General features: G+C 68.9%; 24 protein-coding genes. 7 read left to right on the forward strand and 17 right to left on the reverse strand.

Annotation, left to right across the window (positions count from 1 at the left end; translation table 11 throughout):
• Positions 1-26 precede the first annotated feature (26 nt).
• Positions 27-596, reverse strand: coding sequence for a precorrin-6Y C5,15-methyltransferase (decarboxylating) subunit CbiT (gene cbiT / locus JIN95_RS12370; protein ID WP_095635959.1), 570 nt, complete (start codon positions 594-596; stop codon positions 27-29).
• Between the two features lie 150 nt (positions 597-746).
• On the opposite strand from cbiT, the gene JIN95_RS12375 reads away from it, so the two are divergent.
• Positions 747-1550, forward strand: a complete 804-nt coding sequence (locus JIN95_RS12375) for a MarR family transcriptional regulator (RefSeq protein WP_095635958.1) — start codon at positions 747-749, stop codon at positions 1548-1550.
• A 15-nt stretch (positions 1551-1565) separates the two neighbouring features.
• Here JIN95_RS12375 and JIN95_RS12380 read toward each other — a convergent pair whose 3' ends face one another.
• The 4 genes from JIN95_RS12380 to JIN95_RS12395 are packed head-to-tail and all read right to left on the reverse strand — an operon-like array spanning position 1566 to position 5081.
• Positions 1566-1913, reverse strand: coding sequence for a (2Fe-2S) ferredoxin domain-containing protein (locus JIN95_RS12380; RefSeq protein WP_200531678.1), 348 nt, complete (start codon positions 1911-1913; stop codon positions 1566-1568).
• Positions 1913-2635 carry a CbtA family protein gene (locus JIN95_RS12385; protein WP_095635956.1) on the reverse strand — a complete coding sequence of 241 codons (723 nt, stop codon included), beginning with the start codon at positions 2633-2635 and terminating at the stop codon, positions 1913-1915. Before JIN95_RS12385 ends, JIN95_RS12380 begins: the two co-directional genes overlap by 1 nt.
• The gene (locus JIN95_RS12390; protein WP_095635955.1) at positions 2635-2823 is read right to left on the reverse strand and encodes a CbtB domain-containing protein; all 189 of its coding nucleotides are present in this window, start codon (positions 2821-2823) and stop codon (positions 2635-2637) included. The genes JIN95_RS12385 and JIN95_RS12390 overlap by 1 nt, the downstream gene beginning before the upstream one ends.
• 56 nt (positions 2824-2879) lie before the next feature.
• Entirely contained in the window at positions 2880-5081 is a 2202-nt protein-coding gene (locus JIN95_RS12395; RefSeq protein WP_200531679.1) for a VWA domain-containing protein, read from the reverse strand.
• A 33-nt stretch (positions 5082-5114) separates the two neighbouring features.
• Here JIN95_RS12395 and cobN point away from each other — a divergent pair, with 33 nt between their 5' ends.
• From cobN to JIN95_RS12410, 3 genes are read left to right on the forward strand one after another with little or no spacing between them, the layout of a single operon-like run.
• Complete coding sequence (gene cobN / locus JIN95_RS12400) at positions 5115-9032, forward strand: cobaltochelatase subunit CobN (RefSeq protein ID WP_200531680.1); 3918 nt, start codon at positions 5115-5117, stop codon at positions 9030-9032.
• Complete coding sequence (locus JIN95_RS12405) at positions 9022-9744, forward strand: precorrin-8X methylmutase (RefSeq protein ID WP_200531681.1); 723 nt, start codon at positions 9022-9024, stop codon at positions 9742-9744. Before cobN ends, JIN95_RS12405 begins: the two co-directional genes overlap by 11 nt.
• Positions 9741-10523, forward strand: a complete 783-nt coding sequence (locus JIN95_RS12410) for a cobalt-precorrin-7 (C(5))-methyltransferase (RefSeq protein ID WP_200531682.1) — start codon at positions 9741-9743, stop codon at positions 10521-10523. The genes JIN95_RS12405 and JIN95_RS12410 overlap by 4 nt, the downstream gene beginning before the upstream one ends.
• 62 nt (positions 10524-10585) lie before the next feature.
• On the opposite strand, the gene JIN95_RS12415 is transcribed toward JIN95_RS12410, so the two are convergent.
• On the reverse strand, positions 10586-11335 hold the full coding sequence (locus JIN95_RS12415) for a CbiX/SirB N-terminal domain-containing protein (protein WP_200531683.1): 750 nt from the start codon (positions 11333-11335) through the stop codon (positions 10586-10588).
• A 442-nt stretch (positions 11336-11777) separates the two neighbouring features.
• Positions 11778-12854: a radical SAM protein gene (locus JIN95_RS12420; protein WP_095635949.1), complete on the reverse strand. Its 1077-nt coding sequence runs from the start codon at positions 12852-12854 to the stop codon at positions 11778-11780.
• A 152-nt stretch (positions 12855-13006) separates the two neighbouring features.
• Between JIN95_RS12420 and JIN95_RS12425 the strand changes: the two genes are divergently transcribed.
• The gene (locus JIN95_RS12425) at positions 13007-13435 is read left to right on the forward strand and encodes a universal stress protein (protein ID WP_095635948.1); all 429 of its coding nucleotides are present in this window, start codon (positions 13007-13009) and stop codon (positions 13433-13435) included.
• Positions 13436-13698: 263 nt separating this feature from the next.
• Complete coding sequence (locus JIN95_RS12430) at positions 13699-14154, forward strand: arsenate reductase ArsC (RefSeq protein WP_200531684.1); 456 nt, start codon at positions 13699-13701, stop codon at positions 14152-14154.
• An 84-nt stretch (positions 14155-14238) separates the two neighbouring features.
• Here JIN95_RS12430 and hcsS read toward each other — a convergent pair whose 3' ends face one another.
• The 4 genes from hcsS to arsD form a co-directional block, all read right to left on the reverse strand.
• Entirely contained in the window at positions 14239-14463 is a 225-nt protein-coding gene (gene hcsS, locus JIN95_RS12435) for a halo-CC-star protein HcsS (protein WP_095635946.1), read from the reverse strand.
• Positions 14454-14804 (reverse strand): halo-CC-star protein HcsL, encoded by a 351-nt coding sequence (gene hcsL, locus JIN95_RS12440; RefSeq protein WP_095636243.1) that lies wholly within the window; start codon positions 14802-14804, stop codon positions 14454-14456. Before hcsL ends, hcsS begins: the two co-directional genes overlap by 10 nt.
• A 77-nt stretch (positions 14805-14881) precedes the next feature.
• A complete protein-coding gene (arsA, locus tag JIN95_RS12445) occupies positions 14882-16837 on the reverse strand; it encodes an arsenical pump-driving ATPase (RefSeq protein ID WP_200531685.1) in 1956 nt (651 codons plus the stop codon).
• A 3-nt stretch (positions 16838-16840) separates the two neighbouring features.
• Positions 16841-17170, reverse strand: a complete 330-nt coding sequence (gene arsD, locus JIN95_RS12450) for an arsenite efflux transporter metallochaperone ArsD (RefSeq protein WP_095635944.1) — start codon at positions 17168-17170, stop codon at positions 16841-16843.
• Positions 17171-17489: 319 nt separating this feature from the next.
• Here arsD and JIN95_RS12455 point away from each other — a divergent pair, with 319 nt between their 5' ends.
• Entirely contained in the window at positions 17490-17885 is a 396-nt protein-coding gene (locus JIN95_RS12455) for a metalloregulator ArsR/SmtB family transcription factor (RefSeq protein WP_095635943.1), read from the forward strand.
• An 18-nt stretch (positions 17886-17903) separates the two neighbouring features.
• Here JIN95_RS12455 and JIN95_RS12460 read toward each other — a convergent pair whose 3' ends face one another.
• The 6 genes from JIN95_RS12460 to JIN95_RS12480 form a co-directional block, all read right to left on the reverse strand.
• Positions 17904-18902: a permease gene (locus tag JIN95_RS12460; protein WP_200531686.1), complete on the reverse strand. Its 999-nt coding sequence runs from the start codon at positions 18900-18902 to the stop codon at positions 17904-17906.
• Positions 18899-19297 carry a metalloregulator ArsR/SmtB family transcription factor gene (locus JIN95_RS12465; protein WP_200531687.1) on the reverse strand — a complete coding sequence of 133 codons (399 nt, stop codon included), beginning with the start codon at positions 19295-19297 and terminating at the stop codon, positions 18899-18901. The genes JIN95_RS12460 and JIN95_RS12465 overlap by 4 nt, the downstream gene beginning before the upstream one ends.
• Before the next feature lie 13 nt (positions 19298-19310).
• On the reverse strand, positions 19311-19436 hold the full coding sequence (locus tag JIN95_RS16420) for a hypothetical protein (RefSeq protein WP_255521286.1): 126 nt from the start codon (positions 19434-19436) through the stop codon (positions 19311-19313).
• Between the two features lie 170 nt (positions 19437-19606).
• Positions 19607-20053: a molybdopterin-dependent oxidoreductase gene (locus tag JIN95_RS12470; protein ID WP_200531688.1), complete on the reverse strand. Its 447-nt coding sequence runs from the start codon at positions 20051-20053 to the stop codon at positions 19607-19609.
• Between the two features lie 10 nt (positions 20054-20063).
• Positions 20064-21182 (reverse strand): Mrp/NBP35 family ATP-binding protein, encoded by a 1119-nt coding sequence (locus tag JIN95_RS12475; protein WP_200531689.1) that lies wholly within the window; start codon positions 21180-21182, stop codon positions 20064-20066.
• On the reverse strand, positions 21179-21568 hold the full coding sequence (locus JIN95_RS12480; protein WP_200531690.1) for a hypothetical protein: 390 nt from the start codon (positions 21566-21568) through the stop codon (positions 21179-21181). The genes JIN95_RS12475 and JIN95_RS12480 overlap by 4 nt, the downstream gene beginning before the upstream one ends.
• Between the last annotated feature and the right edge of the window lie 3 nt (positions 21569-21571).

Consider the following 21571-nt stretch of genomic DNA (forward strand, 5'->3'; position numbering starts at 1 on the left):
GCGGCCTCCGGTCCGGAGTTCCCGCGTCATTCGTCCTCACCCGGTTTCCCGGCCGATCCCGGCTCGCCGACCAGCATGTACACGGGGTTGTCGGCGTCGAAGCTCGTCGCGCCCGCGAGGTCGTAGCCGGTCGCCATCTGGAGGCACAGCGCCTCGTCGAGGAGGTCGCGGTCGCGGAAGGCCCGAGCCGCCTCTCCCGCGACCTCGAGACGAGACACGTTCATGACGATCCGATCGTAGCCGGCGTCGACGGCGGCGTCGAGGACCCGCTCGTAGTTCCGCGATCCGCCGAGGAAGACCACGTCACCGTCGTCCGGAAGCCCCTCCGGGGCCTCGGCGTTGACGAGGCGCACGTCGGCCTCGTACTCGTTCGCGGCGAGGTTCGCTCGAGTGGTCTCGAGCCGGTCCGCGTTCCGTTCGAGCGCCGTCACCCGCCCCGCGCGGCGAGCGGCCTCGATCGTTACCGCGCCCGTACAGGAGCCGACCTCGACGAAGTGGTCGTCGGGACCGAGCGCGAGCTTTCGCGCCAACACCGCACGGACCTCCGGCTTGGTCGGTCCCGCTTTCGCGTCGTTCGGAAGCTTTGTCGCCTGCATTCGCGATATACAATTACACCGCGCCACAAAACAATTTTGGTTGTATTAAGAAAAGTCTGTTTTACAAAAGCGGCGCTGTGAGCCGTACTTAGCCAAGTACGCCGTGAAATAGACAACAAGACTTTATCTGTGGCATCTGAACGTCCGATAATGGGAGACTCAGCGGACGGCGGATCGCCGGACGTCCTCGAGAACAAGCGGAGCGCGACGCGCTACCAGGTGCTCGTCGAGATCGCGGCCCGCCAGCCGGCCGTGAGCCAGGGGGAGATCGCGGACACGATCGGCGTGACCTCGCAGGCGGTCAGCGATTACGTCCGGGACTTAGTCGAGGCGGGCTACGTCGAGAAGGGCGGCCGCGGCCGGTACGAGGTGACCAAGGAGGGGGTCGACTGGCTCATCTCCCGGACCGACGACCTCGAGACCTACCTCGAACGGGTGAACTCCGACGTCCTCGGCAGCGTTGAGGTCGACGCCGCCGTCGCGCTCGACGACGTGGCGGAGGGGAGAGAGGTCGGGCTGGTGATGCGGAACGGCGTCCTCCACGCCAACCCCGCCGGCGGGACCGCGACCGCGGTCACCGTCACGAGCGCGGCGGAGGGCGAGGCCGTCGGCATCGCCGACTTCGAGGGCGTCGTCGACTACGACACCGGAACCGTCTCCGTGCTGCCCGTCCCGACCGTCACCGACGACGACCGCCTGGACCCGAGCGTGGTCTCGACGCACGTCCCGGACGAGGGACTCGTCGCGGTCGCCGGGACGGAGGCGTACGCGCTCGTCTCTCGGAGCGGCGTCGACCCGGACATCAGGTTCGGGACCGCGGAGGGCGTCGCCGAGGCGGGCACGCTCGGCCTCGACGTCCTGCTGGTCGCGGTGACCGACGAGATCCCCCGTCACACCTCCAAGCTCCGGGACAGGAACGTGCCGCACCGGGTCCTCGACTCCGACGCGTTCTAGCCTCCTGCGGGCCCTTCAGCCGATCGTCGTCGGTTCCGCCGCGGTGGTGTCGCCCGTAGCGGCGCCGAACAGCTCGGTCATGAGCGTCGGCACGTCGTCCACCGTCACCTCCGCGAACCACTCGTCGTGCGGGTGGACGACGACCGCGACGCCGCCTTCGCTACACATCCCGAGACAGGACGTCTCCGCGACGGCGACCTCCGACCAGTAGCGGTCGCGTTCGCGGAGCCAGTCGCGGACGGCGTCGGCGACGTCGACGCCGTCGACGGCGGCGCAGGCGGCGTACTCCGTCCGTTCGTTGGTACAGACGAGGACGGTCGCGCTCACGCCGCGCTCGCGCATCCGTTCCGTTCGTCGCTCCATCAGTCGATTCCCCTCGCGGTCGGGGTCGGTGAGTTCGCGTCAGGCCGACCGACGCGCCGGTCGAAACGCGAGAAGGCGACGGCGATCAGCGCCCAGAGCCCCGCCTGCGAGAAGCCGACGAGCCACCGGAACGCGGCCGAGACCCCGGCCGGAGCGGCGCCGCCGGTCAGCGTCGGCGGAGCGGCGATCGAGAGGATCCCGAGCGCTACCAGCGGAAGCAACGCGACGAACGCCCCGGTGCCGCGGCCGCGAGTACGGCTCGCGCGGGCGTACCCGAGGACGCTCGTCGCCGCGACGAGCCCGCCGATACCGACCAGACCGAGGTAGAGCGGAACGCGAAGCGACGACCCGTACAGCGGTTCCATGCCGGGCGTGGCCGGCGGGAGAACCGTCCACGGGGCGACCGAGACCGTCAGGAATCCGGCCCCCGCGAGGACGTACGGTTTCAGCGTTCCGCCGGGGAGCGCCGGCTCGAACAGGTGATACGCGACGCCGAAGGCGGCCCCCAACAGGACGCCCCACAGGACGCCGCCGCCGGCGCTGACGACCGCCGTCGCGGTTTCGCTCACGGCGGGCGCCGCGTCGTGCGCGTGGTCGCCGCCGTGAGACGCGAGGTGCTCCAAGTGGTGAATGAGCGGCGAGACGACCACCCACGTGAACAGCCCGTACGCCAGCCCGGCGAGCGCTCCGGCGGCGACGCCGGATCGGAGCCGATCGATCATCAGTGGCAGATGATCCCGGCCCCGTGTCTGAAGTCGTGTAACGCGTCGTGGGCGAGCGGCTCCTGTAGGAACAGGAGCGTGAAGCCCAGCGCCGCGGCGAGCGCCAGCGCGGTGAGCGCGGTCAATGGATCGATCTGTGCCCCGGCCGCGGCGAACCGGTCGGCGACGGTGTCGGTGTTCGTCGACATAAATCCGATTTGGAGAAAGTAAAGTTAGATTGTAAAACTTACGCTCCTCGGAAATTCTAGTGGTCTCCGAGCACCGATTCCGGTGAGAGCGCGGCGATCGGGGTCCGTCTCGCGTCCGTCGTCTCGCACACGATGTCCAGAACGCCGGCCCTCGACTCGCCCGCGTCGACGACGAGGACGGACGCGTCCGTCTCCGCGACCCGTTTCGCCGCCTGCCGGGTCGCGGTCGTCGGACTGCCCTCCGCGACGTTCGCGCGGCCGTCGGAGACGAGCACGACGGTCGCCGCGGCCGGCTCTTTCCGCTCGATGAGCGCCGCGGCCTTGCGGAGTCCGTCCGGGAGCGGCGTCCGATCCGCCGTCGGGAGCTCCTTCAGCTGACGCGCGGCCAGCGAGACGCTCGTCGTCGGCGGGAGCAGCACCTCGGCCCCGTCGCCGCCGAACGAGACCAGCGCGACCTCGTCCCGCTCGGCGTACGCGTCGCGCAGCAGTTCCAACGCCACGCCCTTCGCGGAGCGCATCGCGGGGGCCATCGACGCGCTGGCGTCCGCGACGAACACTGTGAGCGTGCGGGCGTCGTCGGCCCGAACCGCCCGCCGAAGGTCGGTGTCGGCCGGTCGCGATCGGCCGCTCCGCGCGGCCACCCGGACGGTCGCCGCCGGGTCCACGGACGCCGACTCCCCCGCGTGTTCCGCTCGCACTCTCGGCCCGCGACCGTCCGGGGACGGCGCCGCCGCGTGTCGGCCGCCGCCGTCGCCCGCCGCGTCACCTCGGTCCTCGGGCGACGGAACCGCCGGGGCCGTTGCGTCAGCGACCCCCGCACGAGCGCCGCCGGGGGGGATCGGTGCGGCCTCCTCGTCGCCGTCGGCGTCGCCGCCGTCCGCTTCGTCGCTGCGGTCGGCGGTCGCCCCGTCGCTCGCCGGTCGTTCGCTGCCGTCGGACCCTCGCGATCCGGAGGCACCGGGAGCGCCGGACCGATCGCGGTCGGTTCCGGTCGGGTCGTCCCCATCCGGATCGCCCCCGTCCGGGTCGCTCCCGTCCGCGCCGGAATCCCCGCTATCCGTCTCGTCGCCCGCTCCCCGCGGGTCGGTCTCGCCCTCCGGTTCGCTGTCGCCTTCCGATTCGCCGTCGCCCTCCGGTTCGCTGTCGGCTTCCGATTCGCCGTCGCTCTCCCGTTCCCCGTCGCCCTCGGCGGCGCCGTCGCCGAAGTGGTCGTCCACCAGCTCCTCCGGGTCGACCGTCTCCTCGAACGGGCGGCTCCGTACCCGGTGGCTCAGCGCGTACTCGGCGGCGTCCGCCACGTCCGACTCGACGACCTTCGGGCGTCCGTCGAGCGCGGCGAACGCCCGGGCGGCCCGAGCGACGGCGAAATCGGCGCGGTGGCCGTCGACGTCCGCGTCGCGGCAGAGCTCGGCGATGTCGCGCTTGAACTCCTCGGGGATCGCGGGGCAGCGCTCGCGGGCCCCGTGAACGCGCTCCCGGAGGGCGGCCGTCTCCGACGCGAACTCCGCACTGAGGTCACGGCCGCCGCCGTCGTCGACGACGCGGTCCAGAATCTCGACGCGCTCGTCGATCTCGTCGCTGCCGGTGACCTCGGCACGGAGGTCGAAGCGGTCGCGCAGCTGGGGTCGGAGCTCTCCCTCCTCCGGGTTCATCGTCCCGATCAGCGTGAAGTCGGCGGGGTGCGTGACGCTGACGCCGTCGCGCTCCACCCGGTTCGTCCCCGTCGCGGCGGCGTCCAACAGCACGTCGATCAGGTGGTCCGGAAGCAGGTTGACCTCGTCGACGTAGAGGACGCCCCGGTTGGCGCGGGCGAGCAGCCCCGGGTCGAACTCGGCGTCGCCGTCGAGCGCGTCGGCGACGGAGAGCGTCCCGACCACTCGGTCGCGGGTCGCACCGAGCGGGAGCGTCACGAGCGGGGCCCGTCTCGTTTCCACCGGTGGATCCTCGCGACCGAGACACGACGCGCACCGACCGCTGTCGGAGTGGTCAGCGGCGGTTCCGGTCGCGTTCCCGGCGGGTCCCGTTTCGTTCGGCGGCGGACAGCCGTACGGGCAATCGGCGACGACCGTCTGTTCGGGCAACAGGTCCGCGAGCGCCCTGACGGCCGTCGATTTGGCGGTCCCCTTTTCGCCGCTTAGGAGGGCGCCGCTGAGGCCCGGTTCGACCGCCAACGCGAGAAGCACCCGTTTGAGATCCGCTTGGCCGACGACCGCCGGAAGGGGGGTGGAAACCTTTTTGTTTGTCCCCAAATCAACCATACTTGTGTTATTGCAGAGGAGGTTTAATAACTTGTGACAAAAATCGGCCTCTACACGGCGACGGAGAACGAGTTGGGGGCGGTCCAGACGGCCGCGGAGCAGCTGACCGGGATCGACCTCGCGGTCCGGTCCGACGGCGACCTCGACGAGCAGCGCGACGTGGCGTCGTTCGTCGACGAGCTCGGGGACGCGGCCGCGGTCGTCCTCTGGCTCCACGGCGGACAGGACAGCATGCCGGCGTACGAGTTCGCGGTCGAGGAGCTCCGAGACGCCGGCGTCCCGCTCGTCGTGAAGGCGACGGGCGACGCGTTCGCGTTGGAAGACACCACCGTCGCGACGGGCGACCGAACGACGGTTTCCGAGTACCTCGACTACGGCGGGGCGGTCAACATCTCGAACGGGATTCGGTTCCTGGCTCGTGAGTACGGGGACGCCGACGCCGCGGGCGAGATCGACGGCCCGATCGAACTCCCGACCGAGGGCGTCTACCACCCCGACTACCCCGGCGCGGACCACGAGGAACTGATCGCGACGTTCGACGAGGACGCACCGACGGTCGGGGTCTGGTTCTACGAGTCGCACTGGACCCACGAGAACGTCCGGTACGTCGACGCGCAGGTCCGCCGGCTGGAGGCGCTCGGCGCGAACGCGCTCCCCGTGTTCTGTAACCCCGTCAGCGACGAGGACGGACAGGAGGACGCGAAGTGGACGGCGGAGAACTACTTCACCGACGACCGCGGCGACGCGGTCGTCGACGCCGTCCTCTCGTCGTTCATGTTCTCGCTGTCGATGAGCGAGCGCGGCCGCGACGCGGCGGACGAGGGCGCCGACGCCGAGAGCGTGTTCCTCGACGAGCTCGGCGTCCCGGTGATCCAGACCGTGACGACGATGCGGTCGCGCTCCCGGTACGAGTCGAGCGACACCGGCGTGATGGGCTTCGAGCTCGCGCTCTCGGTCGCGCTCCCGGAGTTCGACGGCAACGTGATCACGCACCCCGTCTCGGGGAAAGAGCGGACCGAAGACGCCGCGGGAATCGGCTCCGCGCCGAAACAGCACTTCCCGATCGAGGACCGCGTCGACCACGCCGCGCGGCTCGCCGTCAACTGGGCCGAGCTCAGACACACGCCGAACGACGACAAGAAGGTCGCCGTCGTGTTACACAACTACCCGCCCAGCGACGACGGGATCGGGACCGCGTTCGGCCTCGACTCCCCGGAATCGACGGTCAACCTGTTGGACGAGCTCGCGAGTCGCGGGTACGACCTCGGTTCGGGGGGTGGCGGCGGTGCGACGAAAACTGCTCCCGTCGCCGACGGCGAGAAGCTCATCGACGCCCTGACCGGCCAGCTCACGCTCGACGACCGGTGGGTCGCGCCGGCCGACGTGCGCGACCGCAGCGTCGACACCGTGTCGCCGGCGCGGTACGCCGAGTGGTTCGACGCGCGGAGCGACCGGTTCCGCGACGGCGTCCTCGACGAGTGGGGCGAGCCGCCCGACCGACCGTTCGCGATCCCGGGGGTCGAGTTCGGGAACGTCCTCGTCACCGTCCAGCCCCCGCGCGGGTTCGGGATGGATCCGGAGAAGGTGTACCACGACTCCGACCTGTGGCCGCCGCACGACTACGTCGCCTTCTACGGATGGCTCCGCAACGAGTTCGCCGCCGACGCCGTGGTCCACCTCGGCACGCACGGCTCGCTGGAGTGGCTGCCGGGAAAGACGGTCGGGCTCGGGTCCGGATCGGCGCCGGACGGCCTGATCGACGACCTGCCGAACGTGTACCCGTACATCGTGAACAACCCCGGCGAGGGGACGCAGGCGAAGCGCCGCTCGTACGCGGCCGTCGTGGACTACCTAACCCCGGTCATGCGTCGCGCCGGCAGCTACGACGAGCTGGCCGAGCTGGAGGACCTCGCCCGCCGCTACCGCGAGGCCGGCGGCACCGAGGTCCGCACCGACGACGGCGCCCGCCTCGGAGAGCTCATCCGCGAGCGCGTGGACGAGCTCGACCTCGCCGTCGAACTCGGGATCGCCGGCGACGTCGACGAGCGAGCCGACGTCCGCGGCCCGGACGCGGCCGGCTCGACGCTCGCGGACGGCGAGGTCGACGGCGACGAGGTTCCCGTCGAGGAGCTCGTCGAGCGGATCCACGCCTACCTGACCGACGTGAAGAACACCCAGATCCGGTTGGGACTCCACACGATGGGCGAGCCGCCGGTCGACGACCGGCTCGTGGAGTACCTCGTCGCGCTCACCCGGCTGGAGAACCCGGGCGGACCGAGCCTCCGCGAGTCGGTCGCCGGCGTCCTCGGCGTCGATTACGAGCGGATGCTCGACGCCCCGGGAGAGTACGACGAGACGCTGGGCATGACGTACGGGGAGGCCGCCGACGAGGTGTACGAGACGAGCAGGGAGCTCGTCCGGACGCTGGCCGACCACGGCTTCGACGTGCCCGAGTCGGAGACCGACGCCGGCCCCGAAGACGGGACGACGATCAACCTGCTGATCGTCGACATCGATCCGCTCGGCGACGCCCGGGTTCGCGGGGGCGCCCACGACGACCTCCGAGAGGCGTTGCGGTTCATCGCCGAAGAGGCCGCGCCCCGCGTCCGCGGCGCCGAAGCGGAGATCCCGCGCACGGCCGACGCGCTCGCCGGCGAGTACGTCCCGCCGGGCGGCTCCGGCGCGCCGACCCGCGGCGGCGTCGACCTGCTCCCGACCGGGCGGAACTTCTACACGCTCGACCCGCGGAAGGTCCCCGCCAAGGCGGCGTGGGAGGTCGGCAGCGAGATCGCCGCCGACACGCTCGCCCGCCACCGCGAAGAGGAGGGCGAGTACCCCGAGGAGATCGGCGTCGTCGCGTGGGGGACGCCGACCGTCCGGACCCGCGGCGAGACGATCGCGCAGGTGCTCGCGGTGATGGGCGTCGAGCCCGTCTGGACCGACGCGGGGCGGATCGACGACGTGGAGCCGATCCCGCTCGACGAGCTCGGCCGGCCCCGCGTCGACGCCACGACCCGCGTGTCCGGGCTGTTCAGAGACGCGTTCCCGCAGGCCGCGAGCGTCATCCACGACGCCGTCGACGCGGTGGTCGAACTCGACGAGCCGCACGAGATGAACTACGTGAAAAAGCACGTCGAGGAGGAGACCGAGGAGCTGTCGGCCGAGGGGCACGACGACCCCGAGGCGGCGGCGAAACACCGCGTGTTCACGACCCGGCCCGGCGGCTACGGCGCGGGGACGAACAAGGCGGTCGACGAGGGAAACTGGGAGGACGCGGCCGACCTCGCCGACGTGTACGTCCAGTGGGGCGGCTACGCCCTCGGCTCCCGCGGCACCGCCTCGGCGGCCCACGACGCGTTCGAGCGCCGGCTCGGCAACGTCGAGGCCACGGTGAAGATCGAGGACACGATGGAGCAAGACGAGTTCGACTCCTCGGACTGGTACGCGTTCCACGGCGGGTTCATCACCGCCGTCACCGAGGTGGCCGGCGAGGAGCCGGCGTCGTACGTCGGGGACTCCTCGGACCCCGACAACGTCGACGTCTACACGAACGAAGAGAAGGTCCGAAAGGCGATGCGGGCGCGGGTCCTCAACCCGGACTGGCTCGACTCGATGGAGGAACACGGCTACAAGGGCGCCGGCGACCTCTCGAAGACGGTCGACGTGGCGCTCGGCTGGGACGCGACGACCGGCGTCGTCTCCGACCGCCTCTGGCGGGACGTCGCCGAGAAGTACGCCCTCGACGACGACCGGGCCGACTGGATGCGCGACGTCAACCCCTGGGCGCTCGAATCGATCACGGACACGCTCCTGGAGGCGGTCGACCGCGGGCTCTGGGACGCCGACGAGGAGGTCGTCGGGGAGCTTCGCGACCGCAACCTCGAGGTCGACGGCGACATCGAGAAGCGCGCGTCCCGCGGTGCCACGGAGGTGCCCGGCGATGACGACTGACGGCGGCGAGGCGACCGACCGCGGAGAGACCGCGGCGTACGCCGACCTCGGCGCGACGACCGAGGACGCGATGGAGATCGCCGAGACGAGCATGGACCGCGTTCACGAGCTCGTCGCGCAGGAGACCCCGACCGACCGGCTGCGCGCGAAGGCCGTCCACGCCACCGGCGACCCGGAGTTCGCGCACCTGATGCGGTTCGCGAACGACCCGGTCGCGGCCGGCGCCGAAGCCGTGCTGGACGAGCGACCGATCGTGACCGACATCACGATGGTCAAATCGGGAGTCACGGGGCGCGGCCACGACTGCGAGGTCAGGAAGGCGATCGGAAACGGCGCGGAGCTCGCCGCGGAGACGGGGATGACCCGCACCGCCGCGAGCGTGCTCGAACTCGACGAGCGCGGCGTCTACGACGGCGCGGTCGCCGTCGTCGGTAACGCGCCGACCGCCGCGCTCGCGCTCGCCGACTGCATCGAACAGGGGACGCGGCCGGCGGTCGTCGTCGCGACGCCGGTCGGCTTCGTGAAGGCCGCGGAGAGCCGGAAACGCGTTCGCGAGGTCGCCGACGCGTACGGCGTCCCGGCGATCACGAACGTCGGGCGACGCGGCGGCTCCGGGCTGGCGGCCGGCCTCACCAACGAGCTCGTCCACGCCGCGAGCGACGTCCGGACCGGCGAGACCACGCTCGAGGCGCTTCGCGAGGACACCCCGTGACCGACACGTACGACCTCGACTCGGGCCCGGACCCGGCGGCGTACGCCGCCGATCGCCCGGAAGTCGACCGGGGAGCCGACACGGCGAGAACCGTTCACGCCGTCGGCATCGGCCCGGGGAATCCGGAGTACCTCGTCCCGAGGGCCGAGCGCGCGCTCCGGGAAGCGGACGTCGTGGTCGGGTTCGAGACCGTCGTCGAGTTCGTCGAGGACCGGACCGACGCGGACTGCCTGACGTGCGGCTACCGCGACGAATCGGCTGCGCTGGCGGCGTTCGCCGAGCGGGTCGCCGACGGCGAGCGGGGGGCGGCGGTGCTGATGGGCGATCCGAACCACTCGGGATACCAGTTCGTCGGGAAGGTCGAACGGGCGGTCGACGCCGCGACGAACGGGTCGGTCGACCTCCGCGTGGTCCCGGGAATCTCGTCGATACAGATCGCGGCTAGCCGAGCGCGGACGCCGATGGAGGACGCGACGTTCGTCACGCTCCACAAGAGCGGGGCCCTCAGCGACGGCTTCGCCCGTCTCCGGCGGGACGTCGGCGACCGGCATCTGCTCGTGTTGCCTCGTCCGTTCGACTGGATGCCGGGCGACGTCGCCGCGGACCTGCTCGACCACGGCGGTGACCCGGCCGCCGAAGCGCTCGTCTGCGAGCGGCTCACTCACGACGACGAGACCGTGACCCGAACGACCCTCGGCGCGCTCGCCGAACACGCCGGCGGCGACGGGCGGGGCGACTCGCCGTTCTCCGATCTGTCGGTGCTCGTCGTTCGTCGGTAGCGCCGAGAAACAGGAGAGCGCGCGGGCGTCAGCACCGGACGACCGCGGACCGACGAGGCGGGTCAGTCGCGGCCGCCGCCGTCCGTGGCGACGGGGTCGGCGTCGGCGACGAGGTCGGGACTCGGCGTCGAGATGTCCGCGTTCGCACGGGCGCGCTCGACCGCGACGGAGATCGCGTCAGTAACGGCGTCGTCCGCGCCGAAGGGGTCGGCGTAATCGATCCCGCCGCGGTGTAACTCGAGCTGCTCCGGAATCCGGTTCCGGGTCGCCTCGCAGTCGGCGACGAACAGGGGACACGCGACCGCTCGGTCGCCCTCCAGCGTGTAGCGGGCACACTCGACCGCCGGATTCTGGACGAGATACGCGGTTCGCACCTCGTCGAACTCGCCGCGGAGACGCCCCGCGTGGAACGTGGCGGCCCTGCGCGCGTGGTCGTCACGGCTGTTGCCGAACGCGACGAGCACGAGCGCGTCGGCGTCGCTCGCCGCCCGCGCCCGGGTCCGGATCGCCTCGGTCACGGCCGGGCTCCGCCCGACCGGATCGCAGTACCGCACCTCACCGGCGAGCCGAGAGAGCGCTCTGGGAACCGCTTTCAGCGTCTCGTACGTGTGTGCGAAACACAGCGGAACGGCGTAGATTCGTTCCCCCCGGACGTCCGCGAGCGCCTCGCCGAGCTCCGATTCCGGCTCGCGCTCGTACGTGGCGGTGACGACCCTATCGGCGATACCAGCGTCACGCAACCGTTCGGCGTGCCGTTCTGCGACGGGGCCGACCGGGTCCCGTCCGACGAGCAGCAGTGTTTCTCGTGGCATAAATACAATTTTTGTTGTCCTACTCCAATCGGACTTGTTAAACGAGTAGCGAGCTTCAGATAAATAGCTTACCCACGACCGTCGTTCGAGTCGCCCCCCACGCTCACAACTCGTACTGTCGACGCGTCCTCCCGCGCTCGTCGCCTCGCAAAGAGCCGCCACGGACATCCGGATATTCGCCGGTGAGAACACGCCGATTCGGCGGCATCGCCGGGAAAAACGATGGATCTCGGCACGCTCGAAGGCGGCGAGTCCCGCATATGCCCCGTCTGTTCGTGCGCGATACGTCCCTCGAGGCACGTCCGTTCACGCGAAAGCCCTCGCACGCGACGAGACAGATGTGCCCGGTAGCGCCCGCCGGGATCGCGCGATTCACCGCCGTCCGCCAGGTCACACGACCACCCCGCGATCGGTTCGATATAGCGCGCTCGGGTATACGCGGCTAGACCCTCGCGCCCCCGCCGAGCCTGGTCGGTAACTCGCCGTCGTACCCGTCGGGGACGTACGGGCAGAGGGGATCGCTCTCCAGCGGGTCGCCCGTCGCCGCGTACGCCCGCGAGCGGCTCCCGCCGCAGACCTGTCGGAACTCGCAGGCGCCGCACTTCCCCTTCAGCCGGTCCGGCTCGCGGAGCGACTCGAACAGGTCCGCGTTCCGGTAGATGTCGACGACCGACCGGTCGCGGACGTTGCCGGCTGACTCGGGGAGGAACCCCGACGGGTACGCCTCGCCGGTGTGGCTCACGAACGCGAACCCGCGGCCGGCGGTGATCCCGCCGCGCCGCCGGATCGCCCCCTGGTCCCCGTCGGACTGCAGCCCGACGCGGCGGTAGAAGGGCGCCTCGGTCGTCTTGACCCCGAACGGCTCCGACTCGGCGACCTCGTGGAGCCACTCCATCGCGTCCTCGGCCCGCTCCGGGGGGATCGGATCGAGGATCCGCCCCCGGCCGACGGGGACGAGGAAGAACACGCTCCAGAGGACGGCGCCGAGCTCCCGCACCCGGTCGCGGATCGCGGGGAGCTCGTCGGCCGTCTGCGCGCAGACGGTCGTATTGATCTGGAGCGGGAGCCCAGCGTCGGACGCCGCTTCCGCCGCCTCCAGCGTGCTCTCGAAGCTCTCCTCGCCCCGGAACCGGTCGTGGCTCTCGCGAGACGCGCCGTCGAGGCTGAGCGCCATCCGCCGGATCCCGGCGTCGGCGAGGGCCTCGACCCGATCGGGCGTCAGCGACCCCGTCCCGCTGGGGGTGATCGTCATGCGCAGTCCCCGATCGTCGCCATACGAGACCAGCTCCAGGAGATCGTCTCTGGCGAGCGGGTCGCCGCCGGAGAGCACGACGAGCTGGCCCTCCCCGAACTCCGCGGCGTCGTCGAGGAGCCGCTTCCCCTCCTCGGTCGTCAGCTCGTCGGGGTGACGCGCCGGTTTCGCGTCGGCGCGGCAGTGACGACAGGCGAGCCCGCACGCCTGCGTCACCTCCCAGATGAGAACCAGCGGCCGCCGGTCCGTGTCGAGGTCGTCGAACATCGGCCTACTCGAACGTCGCGTTCCATCCCTTTGGCTCCCGTCCCGAACGTGTTCACGGTTGAAGTGCTCGGAACGGACTGGGAGGCTCCGTCCCCGAACCCCGAGCGGTCCACGGCCCACAGTTTGATACCGGCACCGGTCGAAGGTCGCGTATGACCGATTCCGTCCTTGTCGCGATGGACGACTCGCCGCTGAGCAGCGAGGCGCTTGCGTTCGCCCTCGAGACGTTCCCGGACGCGCGCGTGACCGTCGTCCACGTCGCCGCCCCCGACCTCGACATGCTCCCCGCGGACACGGAGGAGGTCGTCGGCGCCGCGCTCGACGACCTCGACGGCGTGGGCGACGAGACCGCCGCGTCGGTGTTCGAGACCGTTCGAGAGGTCGCCGCCGACCGCGACGTGGCGGTCACCTTCCTCACGGGCGAGGCCGAGCGCCGGATCGCCGAGTACGCCGAGGAGGGGGACTTCGATCACGTCGTGCTCGGGACGCACGGTCGCTCGGGGCTCTCGCGGGCGCTGATCGGGAGCGTCGCCGAGGCCGTGACCCGGGAGACCGCCGTCCCGACCACCCTGGTGAAGTGACGGACGGTCGGCGGCGACGCGATCGGTCGGCGCCCCGACGCTCACCCGTCTCGGGGCGTCCGCCGTGCGGTCCAGCGTCGTGTCGTTCGGTGCTTCCGCGCCCCGACCGACGCGCACCCCGCAGGTAGCCGCCGTTTCGGCGAACACGTCGGAAAGGGCTCAAATATCGGTGTATCCCCGGTGTATATCGCTCTATAGCGCTCTATAGCGCTCCGTAGCGGTCTGAAGCAACGACTATACTGGTGGCACCCGCATAGCGAGTCGTGACTCAACACAGCGAACAGTCGGGCCATCGCGTCGCCTTCGTCTGCGTCCAGAACGCGGGACGGAGCCAGATGGCCGCCGCGTTCGCCGAGCGGGAACGCGACCGACGCGGCGCAGGTAACCGGATCGAGATCGTCACCGGCGGGACACAGCCCGCGGATCACGTCCACGACATCGTCGTCGAGGCGATGGCGGAGGTAGACATCGACATCGGCGACCGGACGCCCCGAGAGGTGACGCCCGAGGAGCTACAGGCGGTCGACCTCGTCGTCACGATGGGCTGTTCGGCCTCGGACGTGTGCCCGGCGACGTGGAACGGGGAGAACCGCGACTGGGGGCTCGACGACCCGCACGAGCGCCCGATCGAGGAGGTCCGCGAGATCCGCGACGAGATCGACGAACGCGTCGTCGCGCTGTTCGACGAGCTCCTGTCAGAGACGCCGTCTGTGGAATGAGGCGGGGAGAGTAGTCGACCGGACTCGGCCCCTATCAAACGCCGCTCCCGGCAGCCGATCTGTACCACCGGCGGCCGATCTCCGCTAACAGCAGCCGTCGTCGTCGGCGCCGCAGACGCTACCGTAATCGATCCCCGTCTCGTCGCCGATCGCCTCGTTACACTGCATCACCATCGTGGTGAACGCGAACTCCGCCGACTCCGCTTTCGCCGCGGCGAGCTCCTCGCCGAGCGCCTCGGCGGCCGCGAGGACCTCCTCGTCGGTGGCTCCGTCCGCATCGGGATTCTGCTCGGAGGTGCTCAACAGCACCCACCTCCGGTAGACTGCGCGAACTCCTCACCGATCTCCTCGCTGATGACGTCGTTCGTCTGCTGGAGGAGGTCAACGAGCTCAGCCTGTGCGGCCTGCTGGCGTTGGATCGTCTCGTTGTTCGACAGCTCCGAGTTGAGTTCTTTCAGCTCTTCCATCACCGACTCGTCGAAGCCACCGCGTTGCATCTGCTGTTGTTTCCGCTGGTACTCGCGCAGCAGCGCCATCGCGTCGGCGTCCTCCTGGAGCGCCTCGTCGGCCGCGACGAACCGCCGGTACGTCTCCGACTCGCCGAGGGCGTCGAGGAACTCGCGGAGCGCCGCCTCGACGTTCGCTTCCACGTCTGCGTCCGCTGGCGCCGCCGCGACGCTCTCCGTCGCGTCGTCGGGACCGCCCGAGCCGCCGGAGCCGGCGTCGCTCACGACGGGGTCACCTCCGGCGCGTCCGCGTCGGCGATGTCCGTCAGCCCGGTGATCTCCTCGCCGAAGGCGCTCAGCTCGTCGATCCCGATCGGCTCGTCTCGGCGGAGCGGGGCTAACATGAGCGGCGCGTCGAAGCGGTCGCGGATCTCCGCTAAGTACTGCGCCTGTTGCGCGCGGCGGTTCGCGAAGAAGGCGTTGTCGCCGTACTCCTCGGGGAGGAGGTAGTTGGCGACGACCAGCGAGGTCTCGATCCCGACCTGATCTCTGAGGTCGGCGGCCGCGCGGTGCGCCTCCATCATCGGCGTGTACTCGGGGTACATCACGAACGCGAACGTGCTCCGGTCGGGGTCTTTCATCGTCTCGATGACTTCGTCGTACTGGTCGCCCTTCGCGGGGGCGGCGCCCTTCGTCAGCGAGCCGAGGTCCATGAACCCCTTCCAGTCGGACGGGAGTTCGAGCAGTCTGAGGGTGTGGCCCGTCGGTGCCGTGTCGAAGACGACGACGTCGTAGCCGTCCTCGTCGAAGTAGCTCACGAACTTCTCTAAGGCCGCCATCTCCTCGGCGCAGGGCGACTCCAGCTCCTCCTCGACGTTCGCGATCGCGGCGTCGACGTCGATCTGCGTGTCCTCCCTCTCCTGGTACATCTCCGTGACGTGATCGAGGACCTGCTCGCGGTACTCGGCGAGGGCCTCCTCCTGGTCGATCCGCGCCGCGTCGAGGTTGTCCTGCCCGACCGAGGTCGGCTCGTGGCCCACCGGCTCGCCGAAGATGTCCTCCAAGTGCGCGGCCGGGTCGGTCGTGACGACGAGCGTCTCGTGACCCGCCTCGGCGAGCTTCGTCGCCGCCGTCGAGGCGACCGTGCTCTTCCCGACGCCGCCCTTGCCGGTGAAAAAGAGGTACTGCGTCTCCTCGCCGGGCGTCAGCTGTTCGACGACCGCGTCGGCGTCCGCGGTCGCGTCGAAGTCGACCGCCCCGTCGCCGCGGCCCCCGTCGTCGACGTCGGTCGCCGCGCCGATGTCGACCGTCGCCTCGTCGCCGTCGTAGAGGACGCCGGCCACGTCGGCGAGCAGGTCGAGGCCGGCGATCTCGCCCGGCTGGAGCGGGTACGTCGCGGTCGCGTCGGCGTCGAACTCCGCGCGAGCGCGCTCGATGACCGCCTGCTCGTCCGCGCGCTTGGCCTCGAAGAAGGGATCCTCACACACCGACTCGGGGAGGTAGCCGTTGAGGATCAACAGCTGCGACTCGATGCCGAGCTCGGCGAGATCGCCCGCGCTGCGTTCGATCTCGTCGATCGAGGAGTCCTCGGGCTTGCCGACGAACGCGAAGGAGGTGCGCTCGTCGTCCTGCAGCGTGTCGATCGCGCGCTCGTAGTCCCGCTTGCGCTCTTCCATCGAGGCGGCCGGGCCGATACAGGTCGAGCCGCCCTTCTCCAGTTCGGCGTTCCAGTCGGAGGGGAGCTCCATCAGCCGGATGGTGTGGCCCGTCGGCGCCGTGTCGAAGACGACGGCGTCGTACTCGGGGCTGTCCATGAAGTCGACGAAGTTGTCGAAGGCGGCGATCTCCTCGACGCAGGGACTGTTGAGCTGCTCTTCGACCGTCCGGATCTCCTCGTCACCGAGGAGCTCCCGCATCGGCTCGATCGTCTCCTGTCGGTACTCCTCCGCGGCGGTGTCCGGGTCGATCTCGATCGCCGAGAGGTTCTCGATCCCGTCGATCGCGGTGACCTCGTGGCCGATCGACTGCCCGAAGATGTCCGAGAGGTTCGGCGCGGGGTCGGTCGTGACGAGGAGCGTCTCGTAGTCGTTGTCGGCGAGCCACGCCGCGGTCGCACAGCTCACCGTGCTCTTGCCGACGCCGCCCTTCCCGCTGAAGAAGACGAACTCCGTCTCCTCGCCGCTCGGTTCCACGATGTCCCGCGCGCTCGTCGACTGGTTCGACTGTGACCGTGCCATCTGTCAGGCCTCCTGGGTCGCGGCGTCCCCGCCGACGGCGGCTGTCAGTTCGTCGTACGAGAGGTACTCCCCCTCGGCGACGACCTCGCCGTCGACGACCGTGATCGGGAGGACAGACGGGCCGTTCTCCTGCACGCGGTCGTAGATGCGCTGTGTCTCGAGGAACTGGTCGATGTTGTGCTGCATGTTCGCCCGCGTCACCTCGAGGTCGTCGAACGCGTCCTCGAGCTGGTCGAGCGCCGCGCTGACCTCGACGAGCTCGTCGTCGGGGTCGGGGCCACAGACGCCGGTGGAGCAACACATCGCTTCTTCGTAGAGGGTGAGTTCGGTCATGGTGGTGTCGGAGTGTCGTCGATCGCCTGAGTCGCCGTCGCGACAAGGGCTAACGCTGCGTTCCCTTTCCGATCGATTCAATTGAACAATCCCTCAGATAAATATAAACCCTCCGATCGGTCTGTCCGTTGCGCACATCAAAAAATATCGTGGTGAAGCATTTAAACGGGGTTAAAGCGAGGGTTCCGCTCCTACTCATTTGAGCCGCCCGAAACGAGACTGCGTCAGGAATAAGGGAGTGATAAACTGTTCGTCGAATCGTAACTGCAATTGCGTGATGGGCCATAACGCTTAATCTCACATCGATTCAATTGTGAGTATGTCATCGACCGATCGGCTCCAGCGGTACGTCGCCGACGAGTGCGGCTCCTGTACCGACGAGGACCTCTCCGAGCGGCTCGCAGAGCTGGAGGAACTGAACGAGAGCATCGGCGGGTCGGACCTCGAGACCGACATCGAGCTGCTGTCGGCGCTCGGAAACGAGACGCGGTACAAGATCGTCCGAATGCTTCACGCGGCCGACGACGACGAGCTGTGCGTCTGCGAGCTCTCGCCGCTGCTGGACGTGAGCGACAGCGCGATCAGCCACGCCCTCTCGAAGCTCACCGATGCGGGGCTCGTTACCCGTCGCAAGGAGGGCAAGTGGCGGATGTACCGCGCCACGCCGCGCGCGAACGCTGTCCTCGTCGCACTCGACGGATCTCGATCGCTGTAGAAAGGGATTCTCGCCGGCTTAGAGCAGACCGACGAAGACAGTGTTGAACAACACGCCGATCGTGATCCCGATTGTCACGACAGTCGTCGCGTAGATCGCGAGCAGCCGCCGTTCGAACAGCTTGTTCAACAGGATCAGGTTCGGGATACTGATCCCCGCGCCGCCGATGACGAACGCGATCACCGTTCCGATTGGGATGCCCGCCTCGGTGAGCGAATGCGCGATTGGTAGCATTCCGCTGAGGCTCACGTAGATCGGCGCGCCGGCAAGCGCGGCGAGCGGCGTCGCGAGCGGGTTCCCCGGTCCGGCGATCCGCTGGAGGAACTCCGCGGGCACCGCCCCGTGTATCAGCGCACCGATCGCAATCCCAACGGCGATGTAGGGAAGCGTGTCCCGGAAGAAAGAGAGCGCGCCTCTCCCGGCCGCGGTCACGCGTTCCGTGTGGGTTCGATTTGTCGCGGTCGTCCCGCACTCACTACAGCCGCCGGCGTCGGTGGCCCTCGCTCCGTTCGAGGCGGGTGCTCCGCCATCGGTCGCGATCTCGCGACCACCCGCCGTGATTCGGACGTCCTTGATGTGCTCGTCGAGGTCGAGCGTCCCGATGACGAGGCCCGCGACGATCGCCGCGAGTAGGGCAGTCGTTACGTACGCGACGGTCACGCCGGTCCCGAACAGGCCGAAAAGCAGGAACACGGCGATCCAGTTGACGATCGGCGAGGCGAGTAGGAACGAGAAGGCCATCCCCGTCGGCGCGCCAGCACCTAGCAGGCCGGCTAGGACGGGAACGGTCGAACACGAGCAAAACGGCGTCACCGCGCCGAGCCCCGCCGCGAGTACATTTCCGCTCCCGTGGTCGCGCGCTCGGAGCATTTCCTCAACGCGCTCGGGCGGGAGGTACTCCTGTGCGAGCCCGACGAGGAACGACGCGCCGATGAACAGCGGCGTGAGGACCGCGGCGAGGTGAAGGAAGTAGTTCCACGAGTCGAGCAGCGCCGCTTCGGTGCCTGCTGGGATCATCGGTCTTCACCCAGCGCCGCGGCCAGGTCGAGCAGTTGGAGGCTCGCCGTGTCTGCGATTCGATAGTACGTCCACTTCCCCTCCTTGCGCGTGTTGACGATGCCCGCGTCGCGGAGCTTCCGGAGGTGCGAGGCGACCGTCGACTGCGGCGCGTCGAGCACGGTTTCCAGTTCGCACGCGCAGAGTTCGCCCTCCCGGAGCGCGTGGACGATTCTCAGCCGCTTCTCGTTGGCCAGCGCCTTGAATGACGACAGCTCCGCGTCGAGGGTCGCCTCCTCGACTTGTCTGGTCGTGGGGAAGGGCCCTTCACAGCACGCATCTCCCTCGATTCGTCTGAGCGTTCCACTCGCGGATTCGGAGTCAGCTTCGGACGAGGGATTCAATTGATTGGACATTCTCGATTTCTTGCTATTCGGCCGCCGTCCGTTCCGATGGCGCGTCCTCGTCGTTTTCGGCGTCTACCTCCTCTATTTGAACGTCACAGCAGCTTCCGTCGTCCGAATCAGTCCCGAAGAGCCGGTCGAGTATCGACATACAAATTGGTATATTTCGATTTAACTTAACATTTCTGTTCGATTGAGTCTCTGTTCATATATTTTGAACGCCCCGAAACAGTCCGAACACTGGTGAAAAACCACTGAATCGGTTCTCGAACGCGGGAGTATCGGACATGTCGAAACGGGATGATTCGATAGGAAGTTACGTCATTCGGCGTCGTCGCCCTCGCCGATCCCCAGCGCCTCCAGTTCTTCCGGGTCATCTTTCCGCGAGAGCGACACGGGAACGACGGCCGAGACGCCCTTCACCGACCGAATCCCCTCAATACCCGGACAGACGAGCCGGGGGCGTTCCGCGGCGTCGAGCGGCTTTCCGTCAATCGCGCCCGCCAACACACCGTCGAGCGCGGTGTGTACGTCGAGACAGGCGCGATATCCGTCCGCGGTCTCGAAGACGAGGTGGGTGGTCTCCGGCGGGACCGTGACCCGGTCGACCACGGCCGAGACGGGCGTTCCGCGCCAGTTGGCCGTCCACCAGTCGCCCGTCGCACACCGGATCTCGACGGCGCGCTCGACGGTTTCGAGGCGATCGAAGTCGATCTCGGAGATGGAGACCGCCGAACCCGTGCGAGACGCCTCGGTAGTGTGGCTCATGACAGGTGTGTCAGCTCGTCTGCGCGTCGATGCGTTCGGTAGCCGGTTGCGACTCGTCAACTGCCGATCTCGCCGCCTCGGCGTGTGACCGTCGCCTGACCTCACCGACCGCATCCATGACTCCCTCGGCGAGCGACTCGAACGCCCTCGCCGCCTCCGTGTCGCCGTTTGAGACGACCGGCTCACCAGTCTCGCAGGCCTCGCGGATCGACGGATCGAGCGGGATCTCGGCGAGTAGCGGCCGGTCGAACTCCTCGGCGATCCGCTCGCCGCCCCCCGCGTCGAACACGTTATGGGCGTCCCCGCAGTTCGGACAGACGAACGTGCTCATGTTCTCGACGAATCCGAGCACCTCGGCGTCGTGTCTGTCGAACATCCGAGCCCCCTTCCGCGCGTTGTCCAAGGCGACGTCCTGCGGCGTCGTGACGACGACTGACCCGAGGACCGGCATCTGCTGGAGCATCGTCAACTGCGCGTCGCCGGTCCCCGGCGGGAGGTCGACGATGAAGTAGTCGAGGTCGCCCCACTGCGTGTCGTCGTACAGTTGGGTGAGCACCTTGTCGACCATCGCACCCCGCCAGATCACGGGGTCATCGTCGCCAACGAGGAAGCCGATGCTCATCAGCTTCAGCCCGTGTCGCTCGATCGGGATGATGGTCTCGTCGTCCTCGGCCATGCCGGGGTGGTCGTGAACGCCGAGCATCCGTGGAATGTTCGGACCATATACGTCAGCGTCGAACAGTCCGACTCGCGCGCCACGCTCGGCCATCGCCGTCGCCAGGTTCACCGCGACAGTGCTCTTCCCGACGCCCCCCTTGCCAGAGGAGACAGCGATCACATTCGGCGCGTCCTCGACCAGTCCCGCCGGCGTGTCGTCGTCGATCGCGATCGACAGCGACGACTCGTAGCCCGCCTTGTGAATGACATCACGAACACGCTCCGCGAGCCGGCTCTCCGTCGGCGAGTAAGGCGCCCCGAGCGCGAGTTCGACGTGTGCCACCCCGTCGTCGATCTCGACATCGCTGACGATTCCGAGGGAGACGATATCTGCGTTGTCGTCGGTCTGTGACGCTCCGGTGAGCACCGGATCGTCTATCTGTGCTAACTCGTCCCGTAATTCTGTGGTCATCGTGAATTCACCGTGTTGATCGCGCGGCCGTCGCAGCCGCCGTCCGTTCGTCCGGTCGCGGTCCGATCCAGCGTTGCGTCGAGTTTGACCGACGCGCGCCGCCACAGGGTCGCGTTCCGGTTCTCAACGAGCGCTTCGAGTCGGTTGACCGCGTCTTCGTGACGGTCGCTCCCGGCGAACGCGGCCCAGTCCTGTAGCGTCTCGAACTCGAAGACGAACTTCACCTCGGGCGAAAGCCCCTTTTCGTTCTGGAAGACGCTGAACTGCCCGACTGCCCCGTGGCTCACCCACGCAACGACCTCCCCGGAGAGCCAGTCCTGAAAGGCCTCGCGGTTGCGCGCGGGCACGTCGAACTCGATCTCATAGACGTTGTGGGCGTCGAGCATGGC

It is taken from the genome of Halorubrum sp. LN27 (assembly GCF_016635065.1).
GTDB classification, from domain to species: Archaea; Halobacteriota; Halobacteria; order Halobacteriales; family Haloferacaceae; genus Halorubrum; species Halorubrum salipaludis.

Coding starts and splice junctions, on each gene's coding strand:
- cbiT (WP_095635959.1), bottom strand. CDS start 596: ATGCAGGCGACAAAGCTTCCGAACGACGCGAAAGCGGGACCGACCAAG.
- JIN95_RS12375 (WP_095635958.1), top strand. CDS start 747: ATGGGAGACTCAGCGGACGGCGGATCGCCGGACGTCCTCGAGAACAAG.
- JIN95_RS12380 (WP_200531678.1), bottom strand. CDS start 1,913: ATGGAGCGACGAACGGAACGGATGCGCGAGCGCGGCGTGAGCGCGACC.
- JIN95_RS12385 (WP_095635956.1), bottom strand. CDS start 2,635: ATGATCGATCGGCTCCGATCCGGCGTCGCCGCCGGAGCGCTCGCCGGG.
- JIN95_RS12390 (WP_095635955.1), bottom strand. CDS start 2,823: ATGTCGACGAACACCGACACCGTCGCCGACCGGTTCGCCGCGGCCGGG.
- JIN95_RS12395 (WP_200531679.1), bottom strand. CDS start 5,081: ATGGTTGATTTGGGGACAAACAAAAAGGTTTCCACCCCCCTTCCGGCG.
- JIN95_RS12405 (WP_200531681.1), top strand. CDS start 9,022: ATGACGACTGACGGCGGCGAGGCGACCGACCGCGGAGAGACCGCGGCG.
- JIN95_RS12415 (WP_200531683.1), bottom strand. CDS start 11,335: ATGCCACGAGAAACACTGCTGCTCGTCGGACGGGACCCGGTCGGCCCC.
- JIN95_RS12420 (WP_095635949.1), bottom strand. CDS start 12,854: ATGTTCGACGACCTCGACACGGACCGGCGGCCGCTGGTTCTCATCTGG.
- JIN95_RS12425 (WP_095635948.1), top strand. CDS start 13,007: ATGACCGATTCCGTCCTTGTCGCGATGGACGACTCGCCGCTGAGCAGC.
- arsA (WP_200531685.1), bottom strand. CDS start 16,837: ATGGCACGGTCACAGTCGAACCAGTCGACGAGCGCGCGGGACATCGTG.
- arsD (WP_095635944.1), bottom strand. CDS start 17,170: ATGACCGAACTCACCCTCTACGAAGAAGCGATGTGTTGCTCCACCGGC.
- JIN95_RS12455 (WP_095635943.1), top strand. CDS start 17,490: ATGTCATCGACCGATCGGCTCCAGCGGTACGTCGCCGACGAGTGCGGC.
- JIN95_RS12460 (WP_200531686.1), bottom strand. CDS start 18,902: ATGATCCCAGCAGGCACCGAAGCGGCGCTGCTCGACTCGTGGAACTAC.
- JIN95_RS12465 (WP_200531687.1), bottom strand. CDS start 19,297: ATGTCCAATCAATTGAATCCCTCGTCCGAAGCTGACTCCGAATCCGCG.
- JIN95_RS16420 (WP_255521286.1), bottom strand. CDS start 19,436: ATGTCGATACTCGACCGGCTCTTCGGGACTGATTCGGACGACGGAAGC.
- JIN95_RS12470 (WP_200531688.1), bottom strand. CDS start 20,053: ATGAGCCACACTACCGAGGCGTCTCGCACGGGTTCGGCGGTCTCCATC.
- JIN95_RS12475 (WP_200531689.1), bottom strand. CDS start 21,182: ATGACCACAGAATTACGGGACGAGTTAGCACAGATAGACGATCCGGTG.
- JIN95_RS12480 (WP_200531690.1), bottom strand. CDS start 21,568: ATGCTCGACGCCCACAACGTCTATGAGATCGAGTTCGACGTGCCCGCG.